The organism is Nocardia sp. 852002-20019_SCH5090214 (genome assembly GCF_001665865.1).
In the GTDB taxonomy this organism is placed as follows: Bacteria; Actinomycetota; Actinomycetes; order Mycobacteriales; family Mycobacteriaceae; genus Nocardia; species Nocardia nova.
In genome coordinates, this window is the sequence record NZ_LZMK01000101.1 from 1 (window position 1) to 24854 (window position 24854).

General features: G+C 69.0%; 22 protein-coding genes and 1 pseudogene. 15 read left to right on the top strand and 8 right to left on the bottom strand.

The features are described from left to right. Window positions 1–90 precede the first annotated feature (90 nt). The gene (locus A5780_RS07955; RefSeq protein ID WP_064901736.1) at window positions 91–960 is read right to left on the bottom strand and encodes a MaoC family dehydratase; all 870 of its coding nucleotides are present in this window, start codon (window positions 958–960) and stop codon (window positions 91–93) included. 1 nt (window position 961) lies between these two features. Next, complete coding sequence (locus A5780_RS07960) at window positions 962–2323, bottom strand: 3-oxoacyl-ACP reductase (protein WP_082856781.1); 1362 nt, start codon at window positions 2321–2323, stop codon at window positions 962–964. Window positions 2324–2626: 303 nt separating this feature from the next. Between A5780_RS07960 and A5780_RS07965 the strand changes: the two genes are divergently transcribed. Next, window positions 2627–3982 carry an acetyl-CoA C-acetyltransferase gene (locus A5780_RS07965; RefSeq protein WP_064901735.1) on the top strand — a complete coding sequence of 452 codons (1356 nt, stop codon included), beginning with the start codon at window positions 2627–2629 and terminating at the stop codon, window positions 3980–3982. Window positions 3983–4039: 57 nt separating this feature from the next. Here A5780_RS07965 and A5780_RS07970 read toward each other — a convergent pair whose 3' ends face one another. Further along, window positions 4040–5062, bottom strand: coding sequence for a sigma factor (locus tag A5780_RS07970; RefSeq protein ID WP_064908133.1), 1023 nt, complete (start codon window positions 5060–5062; stop codon window positions 4040–4042). Window positions 5063–5191: 129 nt separating this feature from the next. Here A5780_RS07970 and A5780_RS07975 point away from each other — a divergent pair, with 129 nt between their 5' ends. The 7 genes and pseudogenes from A5780_RS07975 (at window position 5192) to A5780_RS08005 (ending at window position 11253) form a co-directional block, all read left to right on the top strand. Continuing rightward, entirely contained in the window at window positions 5192–5539 is a 348-nt protein-coding gene (locus A5780_RS07975) for a DoxX family protein (RefSeq protein WP_063011430.1), read from the top strand. Window positions 5540–5742: 203 nt separating this feature from the next. Then, window positions 5743–7023, top strand: a complete 1281-nt coding sequence (locus A5780_RS07980) for a glycosyltransferase (RefSeq protein ID WP_082976337.1) — start codon at window positions 5743–5745, stop codon at window positions 7021–7023. After that, window positions 7020–7973 (top strand): phytoene/squalene synthase family protein, encoded by a 954-nt coding sequence (locus A5780_RS07985; protein ID WP_064906214.1) that lies wholly within the window; start codon window positions 7020–7022, stop codon window positions 7971–7973. Before A5780_RS07980 ends, A5780_RS07985 begins: the two co-directional genes overlap by 4 nt. A gap of 8 nt (window positions 7974–7981) precedes the next feature. Further along, complete coding sequence (locus tag A5780_RS07990; protein ID WP_030514245.1) at window positions 7982–8326, top strand: lycopene cyclase domain-containing protein; 345 nt, start codon at window positions 7982–7984, stop codon at window positions 8324–8326. After that, window positions 8323–8654: pseudogene (locus A5780_RS07995) on the top strand (lycopene cyclase domain-containing protein). The gene A5780_RS07990 and the pseudogene A5780_RS07995 overlap by 4 nt, the downstream one beginning before the upstream one ends. Then, window positions 8651–10249 (top strand): FAD-dependent oxidoreductase, encoded by a 1599-nt coding sequence (locus tag A5780_RS08000; protein WP_064908134.1) that lies wholly within the window; start codon window positions 8651–8653, stop codon window positions 10247–10249. The pseudogene A5780_RS07995 and the gene A5780_RS08000 overlap by 4 nt, the downstream one beginning before the upstream one ends. After that, window positions 10246–11253, top strand: coding sequence for a DUF5914 domain-containing protein (locus A5780_RS08005; protein ID WP_064908135.1), 1008 nt, complete (start codon window positions 10246–10248; stop codon window positions 11251–11253). Before A5780_RS08000 ends, A5780_RS08005 begins: the two co-directional genes overlap by 4 nt. Before the next feature lie 57 nt (window positions 11254–11310). Here the strand turns inward: A5780_RS08005 and A5780_RS08010 are convergent, their stop codons facing one another. Continuing rightward, window positions 11311–11760 carry a hypothetical protein gene (locus A5780_RS08010; RefSeq protein WP_146100745.1) on the bottom strand — a complete coding sequence of 150 codons (450 nt, stop codon included), beginning with the start codon at window positions 11758–11760 and terminating at the stop codon, window positions 11311–11313. 339 nt (window positions 11761–12099) lie between these two features. Between A5780_RS08010 and A5780_RS08015 the strand changes: the two genes are divergently transcribed. The 4 genes from A5780_RS08015 (at window position 12100) to A5780_RS08025 (ending at window position 18728) form a co-directional block, all read left to right on the top strand. Then, complete coding sequence (locus A5780_RS08015; RefSeq protein WP_030514240.1) at window positions 12100–12603, top strand: universal stress protein; 504 nt, start codon at window positions 12100–12102, stop codon at window positions 12601–12603. A gap of 93 nt (window positions 12604–12696) precedes the next feature. Further along, window positions 12697–13797, top strand: coding sequence for an isochorismate synthase MenF (locus tag A5780_RS08020; RefSeq protein WP_064908136.1), 1101 nt, complete (start codon window positions 12697–12699; stop codon window positions 13795–13797). Window positions 13798–13924: 127 nt separating this feature from the next. Beyond that, on the top strand, window positions 13925–14095 hold the full coding sequence (locus A5780_RS38965) for a DUF2613 domain-containing protein (RefSeq protein ID WP_082940596.1): 171 nt from the start codon (window positions 13925–13927) through the stop codon (window positions 14093–14095). Then, entirely contained in the window at window positions 14076–18728 is a 4653-nt protein-coding gene (locus tag A5780_RS08025) for an alpha-(1->3)-arabinofuranosyltransferase family protein (protein WP_197521694.1), read from the top strand. Before A5780_RS38965 ends, A5780_RS08025 begins: the two co-directional genes overlap by 20 nt. Here A5780_RS08025 and A5780_RS08030 read toward each other — a convergent pair. Next, window positions 18709–19908, bottom strand: a complete 1200-nt coding sequence (locus tag A5780_RS08030) for an acyltransferase (RefSeq protein ID WP_082976338.1) — start codon at window positions 19906–19908, stop codon at window positions 18709–18711. The genes A5780_RS08025 and A5780_RS08030 overlap by 20 nt on opposite strands. Before the next feature lie 234 nt (window positions 19909–20142). Between A5780_RS08030 and A5780_RS08035 the strand changes: the two genes are divergently transcribed. Continuing rightward, entirely contained in the window at window positions 20143–21282 is a 1140-nt protein-coding gene (locus A5780_RS08035) for a DUF3068 domain-containing protein (protein ID WP_064906202.1), read from the top strand. A gap of 63 nt (window positions 21283–21345) precedes the next feature. On the opposite strand, the gene A5780_RS08040 is transcribed toward A5780_RS08035, so the two are convergent. Further along, complete coding sequence (locus A5780_RS08040; protein WP_063011458.1) at window positions 21346–21786, bottom strand: SgcJ/EcaC family oxidoreductase; 441 nt, start codon at window positions 21784–21786, stop codon at window positions 21346–21348. 95 nt (window positions 21787–21881) lie between these two features. Here A5780_RS08040 and A5780_RS08045 point away from each other — a divergent pair, with 95 nt between their 5' ends. Then, entirely contained in the window at window positions 21882–22346 is a 465-nt protein-coding gene (locus A5780_RS08045) for a MarR family winged helix-turn-helix transcriptional regulator (RefSeq protein ID WP_064908144.1), read from the top strand. 18 nt (window positions 22347–22364) lie between these two features. Here the strand turns inward: A5780_RS08045 and A5780_RS08050 are convergent, their stop codons facing one another. Then, on the bottom strand, window positions 22365–23696 hold the full coding sequence (locus tag A5780_RS08050; protein WP_064908137.1) for a hypothetical protein: 1332 nt from the start codon (window positions 23694–23696) through the stop codon (window positions 22365–22367). Window positions 23697–23766: 70 nt separating this feature from the next. Further along, complete coding sequence (locus A5780_RS08055; RefSeq protein WP_064906231.1) at window positions 23767–24270, bottom strand: DinB family protein; 504 nt, start codon at window positions 24268–24270, stop codon at window positions 23767–23769. A gap of 89 nt (window positions 24271–24359) precedes the next feature. Between A5780_RS08055 and A5780_RS08060 the strand changes: the two genes are divergently transcribed. Further along, window positions 24360–24785 carry an ester cyclase gene (locus tag A5780_RS08060; RefSeq protein ID WP_064908138.1) on the top strand — a complete coding sequence of 142 codons (426 nt, stop codon included), beginning with the start codon at window positions 24360–24362 and terminating at the stop codon, window positions 24783–24785. Window positions 24786–24854 lie beyond the last annotated feature (69 nt).

The window sequence follows — 24854 nt, forward strand, 5'->3', positions numbered from 1 at the left end:
ACCTTCTCGGCGGCCGCATATCGGATCGCATGGGGGATTCGATATGTGGCGGAGGCGAAAAGGTGGGCGGCTGTTCGTGCCGTTCGCTGCTCAGCGCAGCGTCGCGGTCAGATGAGGGTAGCCCTTCTTCGGATGTTTCAGCGACAGATCCCAGCCCTCGGCGGTCCGGTCGGCGTAGACGTTGACCGTGGACGGCAGCAGGATCGGCTTACCGAATTTCACCGCGTACGACGTCTTCGCGGGCACCCGGCCTTCGATCACGCCGAGGATCGCGGCGGCCGACCACATGCCGTGGGCGATGGAGCGCGGGAAGCCGAAGGCCTTCGCCCCGAGCGCCGACATGTGGATCGGGTTGCGGTCACCGGAGGCGGCCGCGTAGCGATGGATCATCGCCTGGTCGACCTTCAGCCTGCGCAGCGGCGGCGGAGGCACCTCGTCCGGGGGCGGCGCGGCCTTCGGGCCACCGGACAACGAGGTGCGCTGCTGGTGCAGGAAGGTCGTGACCTGCCGCCACACCAGTTCCCGACCCACGCTGATCTCGCTGATCGCATCGACCAGCAGACCCTTCGGGTGCTCCCGCAGATTCTCCACGTGGGCGCGGATGTCGAGCGGTTCGCTGACCGAGATCTCGCGGGTGCGCTCGATCAGATTCTCCGCGTGCACCGCGCCGACCGCGACGAACGGGAAGTCCCGGGCCACCACCAGCTGCATCACCACGGGAAAGGTGAGCACGAACGGATAGGTCAGCGGCAGGGAGTCGCCGAAGCGCAGCCCGGTCGCGTGGCAGTAGGCGGCGAGGTGGTCGGGATCGACGCGGACGCCGTTCCACTCGACCGCGCGGTCCGGAATCTGGGACTTGCGCGCCGACACCAGCGGCAGCGGAACGGCACCCAGGGCGGCCTTGAGATACAGGCTGCCGGTCTTGGGCGGCTCGTTCAGCGAGAGGGTCCGGGTTGCCACGTCAGGCTCCGATCATGGCCTGGCCGCAGACGCGAACGATGTTGCCGTTCACCGCATTCGAGGCCGGGCTGGCGAAGTAGGCGATGGTCTCGGCGACGTCGACGGTCTGCCCACCCTGCAGCAGCGAGCTGAGCAGCCGGCCCGCCTCGCGGGTGCCGACCGGAATGGCGGCGGTCATCGCGGTCTCGATGAAACCGGGGGCGACGGCGTTGATGGTGATGCCCTTCTCGGCCAGCTTGGGCGCCTCGGCGTTCACCATGCCGATGACACCGGCCTTGGAGGCGCCGTAGTTGGTCTGGCCGCGGTTACCGGCGATACCGGCGATCGAGGACACGTCGATCACCCGGCCGCCCTCCTTCAGCGCACCCTTGGCCACCAAGCCCTCGGTAATGCGGTGCGGCGCGGCGAGATTGACGTTGAGCACGGCGTCCCAGCGGGCGGCGTCCATATTCGCGAGCAGCTTGTCGCGGGTGATGCCGGCGTTGTGCACGATGATGTCGACGCCGCCGAAGCGCTCGGTGGCGAATTCGGCGATCTTGTCCGCGGCGTCGGCGGCGGTGACGTCGACCGCGAGCGCCGTGCCGCCGACCTTGTTGGCGGTCTGCGACAGCGCCTCACCGGCGGCCGGGATGTCGGCGACGATCACGGTGGCGCCGTCGCGGGCGAACACCTCGGCGATGGTGGCGCCGATACCGCGGGCGGCGCCGGTGACCACGGCGACCTTGCCGTCGAGCGGCTTGGTCCAGTCGATGCCGGCCGCGGCGTTGTCGTCCTTGCCGACCCGGAAGACCTGGCCGTCGACGAACGCCGACTTGGCCGAGAGGATGAAGCGCAGGGTCGACTCCAGACCCGTGGCGGCCGCGGCGGCCTCCGGGTGCAGGTAGACCAGGTTGGCGGTGGCGCCGCGCAGGAGTTCCTTACCCACGCTGCGGGAGAAACCCTCCAGCGCGCGCTGCGCGATCTGCGCGTCGACGCTGCCCGCGAGTTCCGGCGTGGTGCCGACGACCAGCACGCGGCCGGAGGGGGCGATCGAGCGCATGGCCGGCTGGAAGAACTCGAACAGCTGCGACAGTTCCTCCACGGTGCCGATGCCGGTGGCGTCGAACACCAGCGCGCCGAGCTTCACGCCCTGGGTGGGAGCGTCGACGAAGGTGTAGTCCGACAACAGGGTGCGCGCGGCGTCGGCGACGCGACCCTTACCGCCGAGCAGGACCGGGCCGGGCAACGCCGGCTCGCCCGGGGTGTAGCGGCGCAGCTTCTCCGGCTGCGGCAGGCCCAACTTGCCGGCCAGGAAGGCGCCGGGGGCGGAATTGACGAACGAACCGTAAAGGTTGGGAGCACCCTTGCTCTTGCTGGCTGCCACTGTTCCTACCTTCTCCTTGTGTCGAATGTGGACGATCTGGACGTCTGCCGTTTCCGTATTTCCCCACTACCCCGCGCGTTGTAGCCCACATCTCCGGGGTACGGTGTCGACAATTAACTTACTCCAGAGTAAGTTTAATGTAAACCGACGGAATCGCCGGCAATACAGTCGGCCGGGTTACCGACTTCGTCCCCAATATGCGGCATTCCCGGCTCCGGCCCCAGAAAACCCGACGAGACAGTGCCTACCCACCCGCCGGCTCCGCAAGCTCCGCCGGCCCGACCGTCCTCCAAGGAGACTCGAGTGACTACCAAAGCCCGTTCGGCGAAGACCGCACCATCGAGCAGCCGGGCCGACAAGGCCAAGCAGGCCAAACCCGTCGCCGTCCTCGGCGGTAATCGGATCCCGTTCGCGCGATCCGACGGCCGTTACGCCCGCGCCTCGAACCAGGACATGTTCACCTCCGCGCTGAACGGCCTGGTCAGCCGGTTCGGGCTGCAGGGCGAGCGGCTGGGCATGGTCGTCGGCGGCGCGGTGCTCAAGCGCGTCGGCGAGCACGGCATGGTCCGCGAGAGCGTGCTGGGCAGCGAACTGTCGCCCTACACCCCCGCCCACGATCTGCAGCTGGCCTGCGGCACGGGCCTGCAGTCGATCGTCACCGTCGGCGACGCCATCGCGCTGGGCCGGATCGAGGCCGGTATCGGCGGCGGTACCGACACCACCTCCGACGCGCCGATCGGCGTCAGCGAATCCATGCGCGAATGGATGCTCGACGCCAACCGGGCGCGCAACAACAAGGATTACGTCAAGCTCGTGGGCCGGCTGCGCCCGAGCATGGTCGGCATCGAGATCCCGCGCAACGCCGAGCCCCGCACCGGCCTGTCGATGGGTGACCACGCGGCGATCACCGCCAAGGAATTCGGCATCGCCCGCGAGGCGCAGGACGAACTGGCCTACCTCTCGCACAAGAACATGGCCGCCGCCTACGACCGCGGCTTCTTCGACGACCTGGTCACCCCCTTCCTGGGCCTGACCCGCGACGACAACCTGCGCCCGAACTCCTCGCTGGAGAAGCTGGCCACCCTGAAGCCGGTGTTCGGCAACAAGCTCGGCAATGGTGAAAAAGACCCGAGTGCCACCATGACCGCCGGCAACTCCACCCCGCTCACCGACGGCGCCTCCGCGGTGCTGCTGGGCAGCGAGGAGTGGGCCGCCGAGCGCAACCTGAAGCCGCTGGCCTACCTCGTCGACAGTGAAGTCGCCGCGGTCGACTACGTCTGGGGTCCGGACGGCCTGCTGATGGCGCCGACCTACGCGGTGCCGCGCCTGCTCGCCCGCAACGGCCTCACCCTGCAGGATTTCGACTATTACGAGATCCACGAGGCGTTCGCCTCGGTCGTGCTGGCCACCCTGCAGGCGTGGGAATCCGACCAGTACTGCAAGGAGCGCCTGGGTCTGGACGGAGCCCTCGGTGCGATCGACCGCACCAAGCTCAATGTCAACGGCTCCTCGCTGGCCGCCGGGCACCCGTTCGCCGCGACCGGTGGACGCATCGTCGCACAGACCGCGAAGCAGTTGGCGGAGAAGGGTTCCGGACGCGCGCTGATCTCCATCTGCGCCGCCGGCGGCCAGGGTGTGGTCGCGATCCTGGAGCGTTGATCCGCGACTTCACTTCGGTGACATAGGAATTCGACAACCGGGACAGCGCCGGTTCGGCTACGGCCGAACCGGTGCTGTCCCGTATTCGGGCAGCACGGTGACAGTCAGCGCGGCGAGTCGCTCGGAATCGGCGACGACGTCGTAGGCGGTGACCCGGTCGCCGCGCACGGTGACGAGCAGGACCGCGGCGAGACGCCCGGCCGGGGCGACGACGACACCGACCGCGCCGTCGATCAGCGCCACACCCGCGACCTGGGAACGGTTGCGCAGCAAGACGGTTTCCTCGGCCACGGCGGCGGCGCCGCGCACGACCGCCGCGATGCCGGGCGGCAGGACCGCCGGGTCCGCGGTACGCACGACATCGGGCGCGAGGACCGCGAGCAGGGCACCGAGGTCGCCTGCCCGTGCCGCCGACAGGAATGCGGTGACCACCTCACGATGACGGGCGAGTTCGGCCGGGGACGTCGAGCTGTCGCCGCGCACCCGCTGCCGGGCGCGACTGGCCAGCTTCTTCGTCGTCGCCGTGGTCCGGCCCACGATCGGGGCGATATCGCCGAACGGGACGGCGAACATATCGTGCAGTACGAAGGCGACGCGCTCGTCCGGGCTCAGCGCGTGCAACACCACCAGCATCGCGCGGCCGACCGAATCGGCCAGTAGCGCTTCGGGTTCGGGTTCTGTGAAGGCTCCGGACCGAGAGCCGGCCTCGGTGCCGGCGGAGTCGAGCGCGGCGGATCGGTCCACGGGGTCGACGAACTCTTCCCGCCGGGCGGTCCGGGAACGCAACTGGTCCAGACAGATTCGCGAGACGACGGTGGTAAGCCACGCCGCGAGATTGTCGATCCCGAGCCGGTCCACCGCACGCCCGTCCACCGCACGCCCGTCCACCGCAGACCCGTCCGCAACACCTCGCTCACCGCGCGTCGTCTCGGTCGCGCTCGCGGCCCGATCGAGGCGCAGCCAGGCTTCCTGCACCGCGTCCTCGGCCTCGTGCAGCGAGCCCAGCATGCGGTAGGCGATATCGCGCAGCAGGTCGCGGTGTCGTTCGAAGCGCCGCGCCAGCTCGTCCCGATCGCGCACCGGTCACCTTTCTCGGTCGCCGCACGTCGAACTCGATGTGGGACGGATTCGCCCTGTTCGCCCGCGCAGTGGGCTCGGCCCACACCTTCACCATCGCAGATCAGGGCGCCGAACGAGCAGGAGGGTGTCATGCACACCGCATACGTGACCGTCACGATCGTCGCCGCCGTGGTCGTCTTCGGGGCGACCGTCGTCGACATCGTCAACCCGGACTGGGTGCGCGGAAATATGCGCAGCTACGGGGTGCCGGACTGGGCGTTGATGCCGTTGGCGGCGATCAAGGCCGCGGGTGCGCTCGGGTTGCTGGTCGGCCTGGCGATCCCGGCGATCGGCATCGCCGCGGCCGTCGGCCTCGTGCTGTATTTCGTCGGCGCGGTGATCACCATCGTGCGGGCGCGCTGGTACGCGCATCTGCCGTATCCGATGCCGTGCCTGGTCCTGGCACTCGCCGTCGCCTGCCTGTTCCCGATCGCCTGAACCGGCCGGGCGTTCTACCGTAAAATCTCGTGTCGTACGGGCAACACGTCGCCGATCGATGTGGTGCCCGAACGCTTCTTCACTGAGCTCGACGTGACGGTTGCTGCCGCGTGCAGTGTCAGCGCGGCGCAGAGTAGGCCGGATCGACATCCTGGGCGGACACCGCCGAGGCGATCCGGCCACGATCAGCGAGGAACCGTGGAATGGCACGATATTTGCTGGCCGCGAGTCCCATACCCGGTCATGTTCTGCCGCTGGCCACCGTCGCGGGCGAACTTCGGCGGCGCGGGCACCGAGTCCGATTGCTCACCGGAGCTCGATTTCGCGAATTCTCGATCGAACACGGCGTGCCGGCGGCGGAATTACCGCGCGCGGCCGATGTTCGTCCCGTGGCTTCGAGAGCGGGCCGCGGGCTCGGCCGGCGTCTGCGGATCGGCCGGGCGGAACTGAGTTCGATCTTTCTCGCGCCCCTCACGGCCCAGTACACAGCGCTGTCCTCCGAGCTGGCCCGCGGGCATTTCGACGCCGTGCTGGTGGATTCGATGTTCAGCGGTGCGATACCCCTGCTCGTGTCCGATGCTCCCCGACCGCCGGTCCTGGTGTGCGGAGTCGGACCGCTCACGCTCTCCAGCGCCGATTGCCCGCCGTTCGGTGTGGGATGGCAGCCACGGGCCGGGCGCGACTACACGCGGATGAATCGTTTCGTGCACCACGTACTGTTCCGCCCGTCGCAGGCGAGGTTGAATGCGATTCTTGCCGAACTCGGCATGCCGCCGGCCCCGGTCTTCCTGCTCGATTGGCCGATCCTGGCCGACCGGATACTGCAGTTCACCGTGCCCGGTTTCGAATACCCTCGGCGCGATCTTCCGTCCACGGTGGTGTTCACCGGACCGATTCCGGCGTCGGCGGACGGGTTCGAGGCGTCCCCCGACTGGAAGTCCGTCGGTGACCACCGCCGGGTCGTACACCTCACCCAGGGCACCTGGGACAACGGCGATCCCGATCAGCTGCTCCGGCCCGCGCTGGCAGCGCTGGCGCGGCGCCCGGATCTGGTCGTCGTGGTCAGCACCGGCGGGAAGGACGCGAGCCTGGGCCCGCTGCCCGCGCATATTCACGTGCGTGATTTCGTTCCGTACGCAGAGTTGCTGCCGCATGTCGACCTCGTGATCACCAACGGCGGTTACGGCGGGGTGCACCATGCGTTGCGTCACGGCATCCCGGTGATCGTCGCGGGTGACACCGCGGACAAGCCGGAAGTCGCCGCGCGCGTGGCCTATACCGGCGCGGGCATCGATCTCGGTGGCGCCGCGCCCGCACCGGCCGCGGTCGCGGCCGCGGTGGACCGCGTTTTCGGCGACACCGGCTATCGCGTGGCGGCGCGTCGATTGGCGAGGGAAATCGCACAGCACAAGCCCTTCGACACCATCGAGTCCGTACTCGCGGACACGACGACGGGTGTGCGGCCCCGAGGGGAGGCGTTGTGACCCGCACCGAACTCGAGGCGGCCGGCATCACCGATCCGCGACTGCGTGACTCGTACCGATATTGCCGATCTCTCAACGCTCGCCACGGCAAGACCTTCTTCCTGGCAACCAGATTGCTCGCGCCCGATCAGCGCCCCGCCGTGCACGCGCTGTACGGATTCGCCCGCCGCGTCGACGACATACTCGACGAATTCGATCCGGCCTGGACCGTTCACCGCCGCGAGGCGCGTTTGACGCAGTTGGCAGCGCAACTCGAGGCCGGTGACGGCGATGCCGATCCGGTGCTGGCCGCGGTATTGGATACCGCCCAACGGCATCACATCCGCGCCGAACTGTTCCAGGCCTTCCTGGCATCCATGCGCCTCGATCTGACAGTCACCGACTACCCGGACCGGAAGGCGCTCGACCGCTATATCTACGGGTCGGCGGAGGTGATCGGGCTGCAACTGCTGCCGATACTGGGGACCGTCGGCCCCGCGCCGGCAGCCGAGCCATATGCCGCCGCCTTGGGAAAGGCCTTCCAGCTCACCAACTTTCTGCGCGATGTCGACGAGGATCTGGCGCGCGGCCGGATCTACCTGCCCGCGGACGAGCTGGCGGCGCACGGCGTCGACCGCGATCTGCTGATGTGGTGCCGGAAACAACGGCACAGCGATTCCCGGGTGCGTGACGCGCTGGCCGAGCAACATGCCCGCACCCGGGAGATATATGCCTACGCTCGGGACGGGATCGAACTCCTGGCACCCCGTTCCCGCCCGTGCGTGGCGACGGCTCTACAGCTCTATTCGGAGATTCTGGATCGCATCGAACACGGCGGGTTCGAAGTCTTCGGGCAGCGCGCCACCGTCGGCAAGCTTCGCCGGGCGTATGTCGGTGCCACCGGTCTGGCGCACGCGCAGTGGGCCCGCCGCCGGCCGGAACGCGGACACAGGATCAACGAACGACGGTAGGAGTCGGCATGGCGCATTGGCATTACCTGTTCCTCCTCATGGCCTGTCTGGCGCTGACCGCGCCATTGGAATGCTTCGGCCGCGGCGTGTATCGCCGGCCACGATTACTGGCGGCCGCGCTGATACCGCCCGCTCTGCTCTTCCTGACCTGGGATCTGCTCGCGATCGCCGGTGGCGTATGGAGTTTCGACAGCCGTTACCTGGTCGGCATCACCCTGCCGGGCTCGATACCGCTCGAGGAAGTGCTGTTCTTCCTGGTTGTTCCGATCTGCGGGCTCTTCACCTTCGTCGCCGTCGAAGCGCTGCTCGGCAGCGAACGAGGCCGGCGCCCGGCACTGCGAGGCAGACGATGAGCGTCGGAATATTCGCGTACACCGTGCCCGCTGTGGCGGCGGTGCCGGCGGTGTGGTCGCCGAATGGACCGTGCTGCGCACCGGATTGCTGCGGCGCCCCGCCTACTGGATATCGATGGTCATCGTGCTCGGCTTCCAGATACCGGTCGACGGGTGGTTGACGAAGCTCAGCGCGCCGATCGTGCTGTACAACCCGGACCACATACTCGGGATCCGGTTTCCCTGGGATATCCCGGTGGAGGACTTCTTCTTCGGATTCGCCCTGGTCACAGCGGTATTGCTCTGCTGGGAGCGGGCGCGGCAACGGCAGGAGGGATCGCCGTCATGAGAACCCGGTCGGCTCACGACGGGCTGGGGCGGGATCCGCGGCGGGTCCGGCTCCCGGCCGCGCCGGGACGAATGGATGTCGGCGCGGGCGGGCAGCCGCGACCACGAGTGGCGGTGGTGGGCGCGGGCATCGCGGGTCTGGCCGCGGCCACAGGGCTGGCCGAACGGGGATTTCGAGTCGACGTGATCGAACGCGAGCGATATCTCGGCGGCCGCGTCGGCGGATGGACCGAGACGCTGCCCGACGGCACCGCGCTCGCCATGAACCGGGGTTTCCACGCCTTCTTTCCGCAGTACTACAATTTGCGAAAGCTGTTGTCGCGCAGCGATCCCGGGCTGACCAGGTGGCAACGTGTCGACGACTATCCGCTGATCGACGCGCAGGGCCGACGGGACGGTTTCCGTCATCTGCCCCGCACCCCTCCCTGGAACGCGGTGGCGTTCGCGTTGCGCAGTCCCACCTTCCGGCTGCGCGACCTGATCCGGATGGACCCCTCCGCGGCGGCACCGCTGGCCGCCGTGTCGGTACCGCGGATCTATCGGCAACTCGACGACGTGGACGCCGATACCTTCCTGCAGCGCATCAATTTCCCGGTTGCCGCGCGGCATCTGGCCTTCGACGTCTTTTCTCGCAGCTTCTTCGCCGCTCCCCAGCAGATGTCGGCAGCCGAACTGGCGACGATGTTCCACATCTACTTCCTGGGCTCCAGCGAGGGTTTGGTCTTCGACACGATTCGGGACAATTTCGATGTGGGCCTGTGGAATCCGCTGCGGGACCATCTCACCGCGCCGGACGTCGCCGGACGTCCCGGCCGTGTCGACTTCCACACCGGCGTCGGAATCACCCGAATCGACACCGACGGCCCCGGTTTCCGGCTGCACGCCGACAACGGGTCCGGTCTGTCCGCCGATGCCGTCGTACTCGCCGCCGACGTAGCCGGTCTGCGCGACATTGTCGCCGCGTCACCGGAATTGGGGACTGCCGAATGGCGCGAGCGAGTCGCCGCATTGGCGCTCGCCCCGGCCTTCGTCGTCCACCGGCTCTGGCTGGACCGGCCGTTGCGCCGCGACCGGCCCAGCTTCCTCGCCACCGGCAACCTCAGCCCGATCGACAACATCAGTGTCGTCGATCGCTACGAGAGCGCCGCTGCCCGATGGGCCCGGCAACGGGGCGGCAGCGTCGTGGAACTGCACGCCTACGCGGCTGCGCCCGAACTACCCGGCACATCGGTACGGGAGGCGGTGCGAGACCGGCTGTACGCGCGACTGCACGAGATCTACCCCGAATCCGGGCAGGCGCGGGTCGTGGCGGAACGCACGCTGTGGCGCCGGGACTGCCCCCGTTTCGCGCCGGGCGATTTCGCCAACCGGCCGGAGGTCACCACCCCGCACCCGCGGTTGATGCTGGCAGGTGACGGCATACGGGTGGATCTTCCGGTGGCCCTGATGGAACGCGCCGCGACGACCGGTTGGCTCGCGGCGTCGACGTTGGCACAACACTGGCGGGCAGCCGGTCATTCACTGCAGACGGTGCCCAACCGTGGCCGCTCGGCCGTCCTGCGCACCCTCGCGCTCCGGGAAAGGAATTCGTCGTGAACCATCGGCTTCAGCTCACCGGCCGGGTGAGGAACCTTCCACTGCGACGTTTCGCCGCCGAAGAGTGGTCGCGACAGCGGCCCACCTACCGCGACGCCGATCCTGCCCTGATCGACGCGACACTGGACTGGTCCCAGCGATTGCCCAGCGGAAACTGGTACGTGTTCGCGGCGAGTCGCGCGATCCTGGCGGGGCGGCCGTTCGGCACGACCGTCGGCGGTGTCGAGATCGTCGCCTGGCGAGACCGCGACGGCAGCCTGCTGGTCGGCCCCGGCGCGTGCCCGCACCTCGGTGCGTCGCTCGCGACCGGCCGGGTCGAGAACGGCACCTTGATCTGCCGCTGGCACGGCCTGCGAATCGGCGCCGACGGCGGGCCGCGGTGGTCACCGTTCCCCTGCCACGACGACGGCGTGCTCGCCTGGGTACGCCTGGACGCCGTGGGCGGGCACACACCGACCGAGGCGCCGATCGTCGGCGCCCGGCCCGACGACACCACGGTGCACGCGGTCAATCGGTCGACGGGCATCTGCGAGCCGAGCGACATCGTCGCCAACCGGCTCGATCCGTGGCACGGCGGATGGCTCCACCCGTACTCCTTCACGCGCCTGGATGTCACTCGGACACCCCCGCGTGAGCACCTCGGCGAGGACGATCATCGCTTCCTGCTCACCGTCACCTTCCGCGTCACCCGCGGTCTCGGCGTTCCGGTCGAAGCGGAATTCACCTGTCCCGACCCGCGCACGATCGTCATGCGCATCGTCGGCGGCGAAGGCGCGGGCAGCGTGGTGGAAACTCACGCCACCCCGCTCGGCCCGGGCCCCGACGGCCGGCCTCGCACCGCGGTGATCGAAGCGGTCATCGCACACTCGCCTCGCCCCGGTTTCCGGCACGCGCACCGCGCTCTCCCGGTGCTGCGCCCGCTGATCAACCACGCGGCGGCCCGCCTCTGGCGCGACGACCTGGCCTATGCCGAGCGCCGCTACGAGTTGCGCACCCGCCGATAGCCTCGCGATTGCGGCGCCGCCGGACGCCGCCCCGGTCGTCGTGCCCCGGTCGTCGTGCTACGCCGCGATGCGCTCCACCGCTGCCACGACCTCCGACAGCAGCGGCAGCGATTCGTCGCGCTGGGGCGCGCGCGCCCACCACCGGCCCTCATGGGTGTGCCGCCCGAATCCGGTGGGCAGAATGACATTGCTGCGATGGGATCCGATATCGACGCCGTGGCGTTCCAATCGCAGTGTCCGGTCCACATCGGGATATCCGTCGAATACCGCGATAAACGTTCGACGCGGCGGGTGTTCACGCACGAGCACCGGCCCCGGAATCCCGCGCACGGTCAATTCACCGAGTACCAGCGCACCGAGCGGTTCCGGCGTATTCACCGCGGCGACCGAGTCGCCGAGAGGTAACACGACATATCCCGGCGAGGTGACGCGCACATAGGGTAATCCGAACAGCTCGCGGTAGGTGTCCGCCCAATCCTGTGGCGTAGCAATCTCTTTCAATCGCACGATGCACCTCACTCACTGTCCATCTCCCGGCGCCGTGCCCCGGCTCCGTTCGTCGGTTGTTCCAGTGAATACCGGAAATCACAGCAGTTACACGTGATTCGGTGAATCACGCGCGAATTGTCAGCCACGAGTGAGGTTCAGGACACAGTCCGACCGGTCCGGACCGAATGGTCGCATTCGGTCCGGACCGAATCCGGTGACGGAACGGAACGGTTTCGAATCGAATCGGCGAATACCGATCGACATCCCGCATTTACGCTGATCGCCCGAGTACTCTCGGGGCCGTGGGTAGTCTCGGAACAACCCGCATGCGCACGGCACGGATGTCGGGAGGTCGGCATGACTTGCGACTTGATGCTCATCGCGTACGACGGATCCGAGAATGCGAAGCGGGCCGTGGAATATGCGGGGCGATTCTTGTCCGCGCCCAAGGCGGTCGTGCTCACCGCATGGGAGCCGATGGTGCGCCAGGCCGCGCGGCTGTCCGGACTTTCCGGTGTGATGCAGCCGGAATGGCTGCCGGACGAGGAGATCGAGGATATCGCCTACGTCGACGCGAAACAGATCAATGCCGAGGGCGTACGGCTGGCCAAATTGGCGGGATTGAATGCGGAGCCCCGAACCGCCGAATGCACCTCGACCATCTGGAACGCCATCGTCGACGTGGCAGACGAGCTGAATGTGGACATCATCGTCGCCGGTACGCGCGGTTCCACCGGCATCCGCGCCCTGCTGCATTCGAGCGTGGCCGAGGCCGTGCTGAAGCACTGCCATCGGCCGATTCTGCTGGTGCCGCCGGGAAAGGAACCGATACCGGTCAGCGATCTCGCCGGTCAGCTGTGAGGGTGCCGCCCCCTTCACATGAGTCTGCCCACATGAGATCTGCGTCGCTACCCGGGCGCCGCCGCTTCCGCACACGACTATCGTCGGGAAACTATGGACGGCTTTCTGCTCGCACAACCGGGGGGCGTGGTCCGTACGACCGGCATCCGGCGCGCATTCGACGATGCGCGGCGGGCAGCGACGGCCCTGCGTGACGGTGCGGCGGAACTGATCGTCGGCGCGATCCCGTTCGACCCGGGCGATGCGGCCGCGCTGTGTGAGCCGCAGCAGGCCCAGCACAGTGCGGGCCCGTGGCGTCCGGCCGCCGTTCCGCCCCTGCCCGAGGTCCGGGTCGTCGCGGAGATTCCCAGTCCGGCAGAGCATGTGGCCCGGGTGACGAAACTGGTGGAGCAGCTGTCGGATCCGGCGCAGCCGCTGCGCAAGGTGGTCGCCGCGCGCTCGCTGATCGCCGAGGCGGACCAGCCGCTCGAGCCCGAGGTGGTCGCCGCGCACCTGCTGGTACGCCATCCTCAGGCCAACGTCTTCGCCGTCGATCTGACGCCCGCCGGCCGGACCGGCGCGCACCTGGTCGGCGCCACACCGGAGGTGCTGGTCGCCCGGCACGGTGACACCGTCACGCTGCGTCCGCTGGCCGGAACGCTGCCCCGGCACGCCGATCCCACCGTCGATGCCGAACGGTCTCGGGAGCTGTTGTCCAGTACCAAGAATCGCGACGAACACGCCTTCGTCATCGAGTGGATCCGGGAACGACTCACCCCCGTGTGCGCCGAACTCGCGATCCCGGACGGCCCCGAGCTGATCAACACCGCCGAGGTCTGGCATCTGGCCACACCCATCACCGGACGCCTGCGCGACCCCGCCACCACCGCGCTCGATCTGGCCCTGCTGCTGCATCCCACGCCCGCGGTCTGTGGCACCCCCACCGACCTCGCCCTGCGGACCATCACCGAGTACGAGGAGCCGCGCGGCTTCTACGGCGGTGCGGTCGGCTGGTGCGATGCGCGCGGCGACGGCGAATGGGTGGTCGCGATCCGGTGCGCCGACGTGTCCGCGGACGGACGCACCGTGCAGGCCTACGGTGGCGGCGGCATCGTGGCGGCCTCCGACCCGCGCACCGAACTCGACGAGACGACCGCGAAACTGCGCACCCTGTTGAACGGGCTGGCCTGCCCGATACCGGACCAGCCGAGCTGATCGCAGCTGCTCGGAAGGCCGCTCGAGAACCGTTCGCCCGGCGGGTTGCCGTGCTGCGTGTCTCTCGGGGCGCGTCCATGTTGTAGGTTGGCTCGCAAGACGCCTGTGTCGATGTTGGGAGTACGCGATGAAGTTTGCCGTCCCGGGGGTTGCGAGCGCCGTCGCCGGAGCGCTGCTCGGTGTGATCGCGGTGTTCATTGTCGTGACGGCGACAGCGCAGAATACGCGACCCGAGGTGGATCGCAGTGGCGACGCGTCGTCGTCGCTGCTGAACAACGTTGAGTACGGCGCGCGCTGACGCTGCGCCCGCCGCTGCCTCTTCCGCCGACTCTCTCTCCTCGGCCGGCGCACCACTGGGCCGGCGTTGGTTCGCCGGTACCGTTCTCGTCGCCTTCCTGCTGACCTTTCTGCAGGCGCCCGGTAACACCGTCGCCGACACCAAATACGACCTCGCCCAGAATCCGGTCGGATTCCTGCAGCGTGCCGCCCATCTGTGGAGTAGTCAGGCGCCGATGGGCCAGGTGCAGAACCAGGCCTACGGATATTTCTTCCCGCACGGCGCCTTCTTCTCGCTGGGCCATGTGCTGGGCCTTCCGGCGTGGGTGACGCAGCGGATCTGGTGGGCGCTGCTGATCCTCGCCGGCTTCTGGGGCATCGTCCGGCTGTGCGAGGCGCTGGGCATCGGCACCCGCGGTTCCCGGGTGATCGCGGCGGTCGCGTTCGCGCTGTCGCCGCGGGTGTTGACCACGCTCGGATCCATCTCCTCGGAAACCCTGCCGATGATGCTGGCTCCCTGGGTGCTGCTCGCACCGGCGGCCCTGGGTGTGGTCGGGATGCCGCGCATCCATGCCGCCCGGTCCGGGTGGCGGCGACTGCTACCGCACCGGCCGACCGCCGAATCGGTCTCGATGCGGGGCGCGACCTCACCGGCGGCGAGCGCCCTCGCGTTGGCGCTGATGGGGTCGGTCAACGCGGTCGCGACGGTGGCCGCCTTCCTGCCCGCGGCACTGTGGTGGGCGTCGTATCGCCCGAATCGGACCTGGTGGCGGTTCACCCGGGCCTGGATTCCGCTGCTGATCCTGGGCACCTTGTGGTGGGTGGTGCCGCTGCTGGTGCTGGGCAAGGTGAGTCCGCCGTTCCTGGACTACATCGAATCCTCCGGCGTGACCACCCAGTGGGCGTCGCTGGGTGAGGTGTTGCGCGGCACCGACAGCTGGACGCCGTACGTCTCACCGGAGCGGATCGCGGGTGCGGTGCTGGTCACCCAGCCCGCGGCGGTGCTGGCGACGGGCGTGCTGGCGGCGGCCGGAATGGCCGGGCTGGCGCTGCGTTCCATGCCGGCGCGCAAGCGGTTCACGCTCGTCCTGATCGCCGGCCTGGTCGGCATCTGCGCCGGATATGCCGGACAGCTGGGCGGCCCGTTCGCCGAATCGGTGCGGATCTTCCTGGATTCCGGCGGCGCCCCGCTGCGCAATGTGCACAAGCTGGAACCACTGATCCGGATCCCGCTGGTGATCGGGCTCGCCCATCTGCTGCGGCGGGTGCCGCTGCCCGCCTCGGTGCCGATGCCCCTGTGGCGCAGCGCCTTCGCCCATCCCGAGCGCAACCGCATGGTCGCGGTGGCGGCGCTGCTGCTGGCGGCGCTGGCGCTGTCGACCTCGTTGGCATGGACCGGCAAACTCGCCCCGCGCGGCGCCTACGACAAGGTGCCGGCGTACTGGCAGCAGACCGCGGACTGGTTGGCGCGCAACGCTTCGGACACCCGGGCGCTGGTGGTGCCCGGAGCACCGTTCGGCAGTCAGATCTGGGGCCTGACCCGCGACGAACCACTACAGGCCCTGGCCCGCACGCCGTGGGCGGTGCGTGATGCCGTGCCGCTCACGCCGCCGGGCGCGATCCGGGCGATGGATTCGGTGCAGCGGCTGATCGCCGACGGCCGGCCCTCGACCGGGCTCGCACCGACACTGATCGATCAGGGCATCGGAATTCTGGTGCTGCGCAACGATCTCGACCCCGATACCTCCCGCTCCACCCGGCCGATGCTGGCGCACGCGGCGATCGAAGGTTCGCCCGGTATCACCAAGGTCGCCGAATTCGGCAACCCGATCGAGGTGGGCCACGGTGACGGTCTGGTCGCCGACGGTGATCTGCGCCCGACGTATCCGGCGATCGAGATCTACCGGGTGAGCGCCGGCGACCGCGGTGACCCTGCCGAGATTCGCAGTGGTCCCGGCGCTCCGGCGAGTTTCCCGGGGGCACGGACGGTGCCGCTGCCTTCGGTTCCGGTGGTACAGGGCGGGCCGGAAGTGCTGGAACGGCTGCGTCGCAACGACTCCGACGCGAGCGGTTCCGCACTGCTGGCCGCCGATGCCGCACGCGCCGGACTGACTCCGGTCGCGACCACGATCACCGATACCCCGATGGATCGGGAGGCCGATTTCGGACGGGTGGACAACCACAATTCGGCGCTGCGCGCGCCCACCGACGCCCGCCGCACCCACAATCTGGTACCCGACTACCCGGTGCCCGGCGCGCAGCCGGTGCAGGGACAGTGGTCCGGCGCGGCCGTCACGGCATCCAGTTCCGCGGCCGATGCCACGCAGCTCGGCGGAGCGGCGCCCGGCAGTTCGACCGCCGCCGCCTTCGACGGGGATCCGAGCACCGCGTGGTTGAGCACCAGCGCCGAACACGCTGTCGGGCAATGGCTGCGACTCGACCTCGACCATCCCATCGAAGCCGGTGCACTGCAGGTGACCACGAGCCCCGCCGCGATCGGCGACCCGGTGAAGTGGATCGAGGTGCGCACCGCCAACGGCACGGTGGCCGCACGGATATCGGAACCCGGTGCGCCGGTGTCGGTTTCGTTGCCGCCGGGCCGTACCGACTGGCTCACCATTACCGCGACCCGCACCGAGAACGGCACCGGCGGTGGGCAATTCGGCATCAGCGAAGTTCAGCTGTTCGACTATTCGAACCGGGACGCGCCCACGCCCGTGACGATTCGCCACCACACGGTGCTACCGCCCGTTCCGGCCGGAACGCCGGTGCGCGGCTGGAATCTGGGACAGGAATTCCCCGGCCGCAGCGGATGTTTCGATGCGCCCGATCGGGTTCGCTGCAGTAAGGGCCTCGCGCTACCCGCCGAGGAGCCCGGCGCCTTCGAACGCACTCTCGGTGTGCCGGACCCGATGACGGTCGCACCGCGACTGACTCTGCGCACGCGACAGGGCCCCGCACTGGAAGGCTTGCTGACCGATCCGGAGCGGCCCATCGCCCGCGGCAAGGCCGACGTGGGCGATCTGCGCGGTTCGGCCTTCGCGGCGACCGACGGCGATCCGCGCACCAGCTGGATCGCGCCCGAGGACACCGTGCGCAATCGCACCGGCGCCAAACCGACACTGACGATTCAGCTGCCGCGACCGGAACTGGTGACCGGCCTCGAGGTCACCCCGCCGATGGGCGCACTGCCCGCGCGACCGACCTCGATCGCGGTCAATCTCGGGGACGGGCCGCAGGTTCGCGAGGTTCCGCCCGCGCCGAAGGGACGCGATCCGGAGGCGACGGCCGACTCACCGGGCCGAACCTCGCCGACCGCCACACCGCCGCGCAACGCGCCCGCCCCGGAGCCCAAGTCGACCGACACCCCCGCCCCGATGTCGGCGCCGCCGACTCCGGTGCGGCTGGAGTTGCATCCGTACGTCACCGACCACATCGAGCTCAGCGTCGATACCTGGAAGCCGGTGCTGGACCGGACCGCCCTCGGGCTCACCCAGGAGCAACCGCCGGGCCTGGCGGAGGTGTCGGTACTCGGACCGGACTACCCCGCGCCCGCCCCCGGCGATCGGCCGGTGACCGTCGACTGTGACCACGGCCCGACCATCGCGGTCGCCGGGCGGGTATTGCACACCAGCGTGACGGCGACGGCCGATGCGTTGCTCACGGGAAAGCCGGTGTCCGCCACCGTGTGCGTGCCCGGCGACGGCGGCGCCCCGGGGACGGTCGACCTCCCCGCCGGTTCCGTCGACGTCACGGTCGCCCCGACGGAACTGTTCTCCGTCGACGAACTGCGCTTGGACAACACGGCTTTCGCGGCCGACGGCTCCGCCTCGCCCGAATCCCTCGCTCCGGGGTCGCCCGAAGACACGGGTCGCCCGGCCGGCATCGATGCGCCGGCCGGCGATCGCCTGCTGGTCCTGCCACTCAGTACCAATGTCGGCTGGACCGCGCACACCGGGGACGGCCACGCGTTGCGGCCCGTCGTGGTCGACGGGTGGAAGCAGGGGTGGGTGATTCCCGCCGATGCGCACGGCCCGGTGACGGTGGGGTTCCCGATCGACCGCTGGTATCGCCTGGCCATCTTCGGCGGATTGCTGTTGCTGATCCCGCTGGCACTGTTGGCTCTGCCGGTTCCGAGACGACTGCGTAAACGGTTGTGGCACAACGGCGATGGTCGCCACGCGGCCGAACTGCCGGCCGACGGGACTACACCGCTCCCCGCAGCAGGCAGAACACCCGGCGCCCCAGTCCTGTCGGCGGCCGAGTCGCCCGCACCTGCGGACGGCGAACCCGCGACGACCTACGACCCACCACCTCGGACCTGGAACAGTTGGTGGCTGGGTGCGGCCGGTGTGTCGATCGCCGCGTTCCTCATCTCCGGTCCGATCGGAACACTCTGCGCTGCCGCAGGTTTGGTTGCGGTGCGGCTGCTGCCGAAGGCGCCGCTCGTTCTCGCGGTCCTCGCCGGGGCCGGAACGATTCTGGGTGAAGCCGCGCTCTCGACCGGACCGTGGCGTTCGGCCGAGGCCTATATGGGTGGCTCGCTGTGGACGCAGTTCCCGGCGCTGGTGGCGGTGGTCGCGGTGGGCGTCGCCGCACTGCCCGCGCGCGCACCGATCCGGCGGGCGCGTTCCACTAACCGAACCGGCGTTTGACCCACTGCCGCACCGGTTCTTCGACCAGCGCGTAACTCGCGGCGGCCAGCGGCATCGTGAAGGCGACCGTCAATGCCAGCACATGCAGGAACCCGCCGTTGAACGGGATGAATCCGAAGATCGGGAACATCATCGCCAGCACCACCAGATGCCAGATGAAGATGCCGTAGGACCAGCGTCCGATCGTCAGCGCCAGGCGGCTCTCCAGAAAGCGGTGCCGCGCGACACCGACCACGAGCGGGGCGAGCAGGCCGAAACAGATCAAGGCCCCTAGACCCATTTTCATCGCGTACTGCCACGCCGCGGCGCGGGCCAGTCCGGCGGGACCGGCCAGATCGGTCGCCGACAGCGCGAACGCGACCGCGGCGACCGACCACATCAGCCGGCGGTCGCCGAGCGGCCGTTGCCAGCGCGGGGTCACATCCCCGCTGCGGGACCGCGCGGCGAGGACCTCGGCCAGTTCGGCCAGCACCATGCCGGCCGCGAACCACGGCAGATATCCGGGCAGCCAATTGTCGGCGTGGATGGCGTCCGGGGTCGGCACCGGCAGGAAATTCCAGCCCAGGCACAGCAGTCCCATCGCGGTCACCGCGAACACCCGCTGCCGTGCCGCCGCGCCGCGCAACCGGACCAGCGCCCAGGCCAGCAGCGGCAGCATCAGATAGAACGCCACCTCCACCGACAGACTCCACATCTGGGTGAGACCGTCGGTCAGGGTCAGCGGAACGAACACCTGCACCAGGATCAGATTCGCCCCCCATACCCGCAGCCCGGCCGAATGTGCCGCCGACGGCAGCAAAGTGAGCGCCACGCAGACCACGACCCAGTAGGCCGGCAGGATGCGAGCGGCCCGGTGCAGCAGATAGCGCCCGGCCCGAGGGGCGGTGCCCAGGCCGCGGGCCGCTGCGGCGTGCGGGCGCCACAGCAGGAAACCGGAGAGACCGAAGAATACGGCGACGGCCATGTCGAACCGTTCCCACACCCGCCCGATCACCGGCGTCGCGGTGGCGCCGGTCTGGAAGGCCACGTGCGTCAGCACCACGCCGAGGGCGGCCAGTCCGCGCAACCCCTCCAGCGCGGGAACGAATCTCCGGGTTCCGGGAACCGGCGGAGCGGGACGCGACGCCGCGGCAACCGGCACGTCGGTGCTGGATGTGGCGATTTCTGGCGTTGCGGTCATCGCGATCCAGTGTGCCCTGCCGGGTTCGCCGGCGCCTCGTGCGGCTCCCCGCGCCCGCGGACTCGAACCGCGACTCGCCGGACACTCGTACTTTTTCGGAGTGTTTTCCGCACTCAGCTCGCCAGGTTAAGGTGCCGGACTGTTAGTGTCGGGGCTCACGAGTGCTTGTGTTATGACCGCACCCGGTTATGAGCGCACCCGGACGAGGCTTGTTCGACGACGAGGAGAGTTTGCATGGCACTCAGTGCCGGTACCAAGAGGACGGTGGCCTGCCTGCTCGTGGGACTCGGTGCGCTGTTGATCGTCGCAGCGATACTGGTCCCGACGTATGGAGTGAGCCAATTGGCCAAAACTCCCCTCGACCTCGAGATCACCACCATCGCATCCAACAAACCCGACGCCCCGAGCGAGGTGCTGGATTCGAAAACGCTCCTCACGGGCGAGGGCCCGGCGGTGGTCGACAAGAACGTCGGGCTCATCTCGCAGCGCTTCCTCACCGTCGAGGAACCGTCCGGCAAGACCAACATGACCATCCAGGCCGGTCAGACGCTGCGCCGCAAGGACAAGACGGGCGACACCGGCCTGCTGTCGGCGATCATCGACCGCGTCACCATCAACCGCAAGACCGGCCAGCCGATCGACGACGACCCCAACGGCTCGATCGCCACCACCGTCGACAGCAAGGGCAACAGCGTCGCGGATCCGGTGCAGCACACCGGTCTCCAGTACCGCTTCCCACTCGGAACCGAGAAGACGACCTACCCGTACTTCGACATCAACGCCCGCAAGTCGTTCGATATGAAGTTCGTGGAGGAGACCGAGATCAACGATCTGAAGGTCTACCACTTCCACCAGCAGGTGCCGGCCACCGATCTGTCGAAGGTCACCTCCTCGCCGACCAACCGGCTCACCTTCCCGGCCGCGAAGTGGGGCGTCCCGGGCGACGGCGACATCACGATGAACCGCTACTACACCAACACACGTGACGTGTATGTGGAGCCGCAGACAGGCACCGTCATCAACGGCTCCGAACAGCTGCATCAGTACTACGCGCGCAGTGCCGACAAGCCCGAGGTCACCGCGATCAACACCACGCTGACCTTCGATCCCGACACCATCCGCTCGCAGATCGACGAGGCCCGCAAGTACATGGATCAGCTGTCGCTCTACGGCCGCACGCTGCCGATCATCTTCGGTGTGCTGGGCGCGATCTCGCTGATCGCCGGCCTGATCCTGGGCCTGCGCGGTGGCGACGGCACCTCGAAGCCGGGCCGTCTGGTCAAGAAGCCGCAGACCACCCCGCCGAGCGACAAGCCGGGGCAGGCCTTCTCGGAGGCTCCGACGCAGCAGATCGACATCAGTAAGAACCGCTAGGCTTCCGCTCGCACAGTGGCTCCCCGGTTGTCGGACCGGGGAGCCACTGTCGTATTCCGGGCGCTACCGTGCGGCCGGCCGAGCGGCGGGCTGCAGGCGGAAGGTCAGGGCCTCCATCAGGGTCTTGCGCTGGGTCTTCTGCACCGCCGCGATCCGCCACCGGCCGTCGGATTCGCGGACCACCGTGTAGGTGGCGAGTTTGCCCAGTTTCTTCGCTTGCCCCTTGGCCGATTCGCCGCGAGTGACGACCACGGCGGTATCGCTGCCGTAGTGGCGGATCTCGACGATGTCGACGGTGAGCCGGGTGCCCTTCAGGAAGCTGTCGAACAGCGCCTGATGCGCGCTGCCGATCTCGGACCCGCCGTGGTAGACGCTGCCCAGGTAGGTGACGTCGGTGGCGTCGGCGGTGAAACACGCCCCGTAGGCGGCGCCGTCACCGCGATTCCACGCGTCCCGGCTGCGCTCGATGAGGGCGCGGATGGCAGTGGTGTCGGTGGCGGTCATGAGCGTTCCCTCTCGTGATATTCTCTGCTTAGAAGATTTTTCTTCTTTGAAGAAGTCTCTTTGTTGAGGAAGAGATTATGAGAGAGGTGCGCCTGGTGTCAACAGCAAGCCGCGACAGCGAGGTCTTTCGGCGCTATCTGAGTTCGGTGGTGCTGCATGCCCAAGCGGGAGCGAAAGCGGTCGGGCTCGGGGCCACCGACCTCTACGCGCTGAACATCCTGGAATTGAGCGGGGCGATGACGCCCGGCGAACTCGGCGCCCGCACCGGGCTCACCACCGGACCCACCACCCGCCTGATCGATCGCCTGGAACAGGGCGGTTACGTGCGCCGGGCGCCGGATCCGGCCGACCGGCGCAAGGTCATCGTCGAACCGGTGGACCGGCCCGCCGGCCTGGACAGCGCCCTGGCCCCCGCGCGCCGCCGGATCGGCGAGATCGTGCGCGGCTACACCCCCGAACAGCGGGAATTGCTGTTCGACTATTTCGCGCGCGCGGCCGAGGCGTACCAGCGCGCGGCCGAGGACATCACCGCCGAGGACGTCACGGAGTCGGACGCATAAGCCGCGCCGACCCCGATGTCACTCGGCCGACAACGGCGAAAGCCGTTCTCCCACAGCAACATCGGTGGCAGCGCGCGGGTCGCGGCGTACGGTCCGGATCACGACGGCGACCACCAGCGCGGTGACCGTCGCGGCGACTCCGGTGGCCAGCGCGATCAACACGGGCAGGCTGCGCACGAACGGCCCGGCGACGCCCGCTTCGACCGCCAATCCGATCCAGATCACGACGGCCGGCGCCGTGCGGTCGGCGGCGATGGCCGACAGCAGGGCTCCCTGCAGCACTGCCAACAGCGCGCCGGCGAGCGCGAACAGCCACAGCAGATCCTGGATCGGCGCGTAGTCGCGCCCGGCGAACAACGGGGCCAGCGGCGCCAGCACGGCCGCACCCGCCACGGCGACCAGCCCGACCGCCCCCAGCACGCCGAGCGCGGAACGCAGCGCACGCACGGAATGCTGCGGTTGCGCCATCCGCGGATACAGCACGACGCCGACGGCCTGCGGCAGCCAGAAAGCGATCTTGGTGGCGATCGCACCGAGGGCGTAGCGGCTGGCGTCCGCCTCGTCGAGCACGATGCGAGCGACGATCAGATCCGCGGACGAGAGCGCCATCAACGCGGCTTGAACCTGTGCGGCGCGCAGGACCGCGCCCACGCCGGCGGCCCGCACCGCCCCGGCCCGCGCACCGGTTCCCCAGGCCTCGCCGGCGACCGGAGCCTCCGCGACTTCGGCCGCGTCCGGCGGCAACGGGGGCGAGCCGGCATCCCTCGCCGAGAGTGCGAGTCGCGCGATCCGGTTCGCCGCAACGGTGGCCACCAGCAGGCCGAGGGCAGCGCCCCAGAGCGCGGCAGCGGCACCCGCCCCGACGGCCAGCGCGATCAGCGCCGGAGCTACCCGGGCGATCGCCGAACCACCGAGAACGATTGCGAGCGAACGGAATCGGTTCGTTCCCTGCAGAATGCCCTGCTCCCCGGAGAGCAGTACCAGCACCGGCGCCGCGATCAGCGCCCCGCCCGCGGCGGGTGCCGGCACGTGCAGCAGCACCGCGACGAGGGGTATGAGCGCGAGTGCGACAACCGCCACGATCAGCGCGCAGCGCCGGGTCAAACCGCGCACCGTCGCCACCGCGGCGCCGCGCACCAGCTCCCGTGCGACCACATTCTGCAGGGCCAACGCCGGCACCGCGGCCAGCAACTGCACGGCCAGCAGGCTCGCGAAGGCGCTGTAGCCGGCCACGCCCAGCCAGCGCCCGGCCAGCAGTTGCAGCAGATAGCCGGCGATATTCGCGGTCATGGCCCCAGCGGTCACCAGGGTCATATCCGCGACCACGGGTAGACGGCGCAGGGCAGGCATCCCGCCATGCTCCCACCTCGTCCCCGCCCGGAACAGCCGAGGCCCGCGGTACGCCGTCGGGCGGCTGTTTTCAGTCCTCGTCCGCCAGCTGGCGCCGCACGTCGAGCAGATGGTGGCGGACCTCGTGGACGGTGTGGACCGCCACCCAGCGCAGTTCGCGCTCGACGCGATCGGGGTAGTTGTACAGAACGCGGCGGTCCCAGTCGTCCTCGGCGAGGCGGTCGAGCACATTCGCGAGCAGTCGCGCCGACACGAGCAGTTCCTGCGCCACGTCGGCGGGATCCTGGTCGGCGTAGCCGTCGTGATCGGCACGTTCGTCGCGGCCCATGGTGAGCAGGGCCGGGCGGTCGGTGCGGCGCGCCAGCAGGATGCGTTCCCGCTGCACGAGCAGGACGTCGCGGACGTGACAGCCGTACTCGAGCGGCGACCACAGCTGCGGAAGGCGGCGACGCTCCGCGTCGGGGCAGTCGTTCAGCGTCGCCGCCAGCTCGGTGACGCCCGCGACGATCGCGCCCGCAGCCTGCGGCGACTCGGCCGGCCGGTACTCGAAACCGCATTCGGCGCATCGATCCATGAACAACCCCTCATCTCGCCGCGTTGACACCATCTCACTGAGACCATATCTTTAGTATCAACGATACGGTCTCAATGTGAGGGTTGGATATGTCGATCGAAGCGAACAAGGACGTCATTCGCCGATTCATGAAGGTCGGCGACGCCGCGACCAGGGATCTGGCGGCAATCTGGGACAGCTTCACGCCGGATTGCACCTTCCCGACCCTCGCCGCCCGCACCGGTCGCGCCGATTTCACCGTGCAGGACTACCGCGCGTTCCTGCTCGACTACTTCCGCGCGCTTCCCGATGCCACCTTCACCGTGGACGAGCTGATCGCCGAGGACGACCGGGTCTGGGCCCACATCACGATCCGCGGCACCCATTCCGCGGAATTGCGCGGCGTCCCGGCGACCCACCAGCCGGTGGAGTACACCCAGCTCGGCCTGTACACGATCCGCGAGGGGAAGATCGCTCGGGCTCGTGCGGTATTCGACGACGTGACGTTGCTGCGCCAGATCGGCGTGCGAGTTTAGGAGCACCGGACGGGCGACCGTCGCCGGCATTGCGGCCGACGTAGGGTGACTCAGCGTGACCGGGGCTCG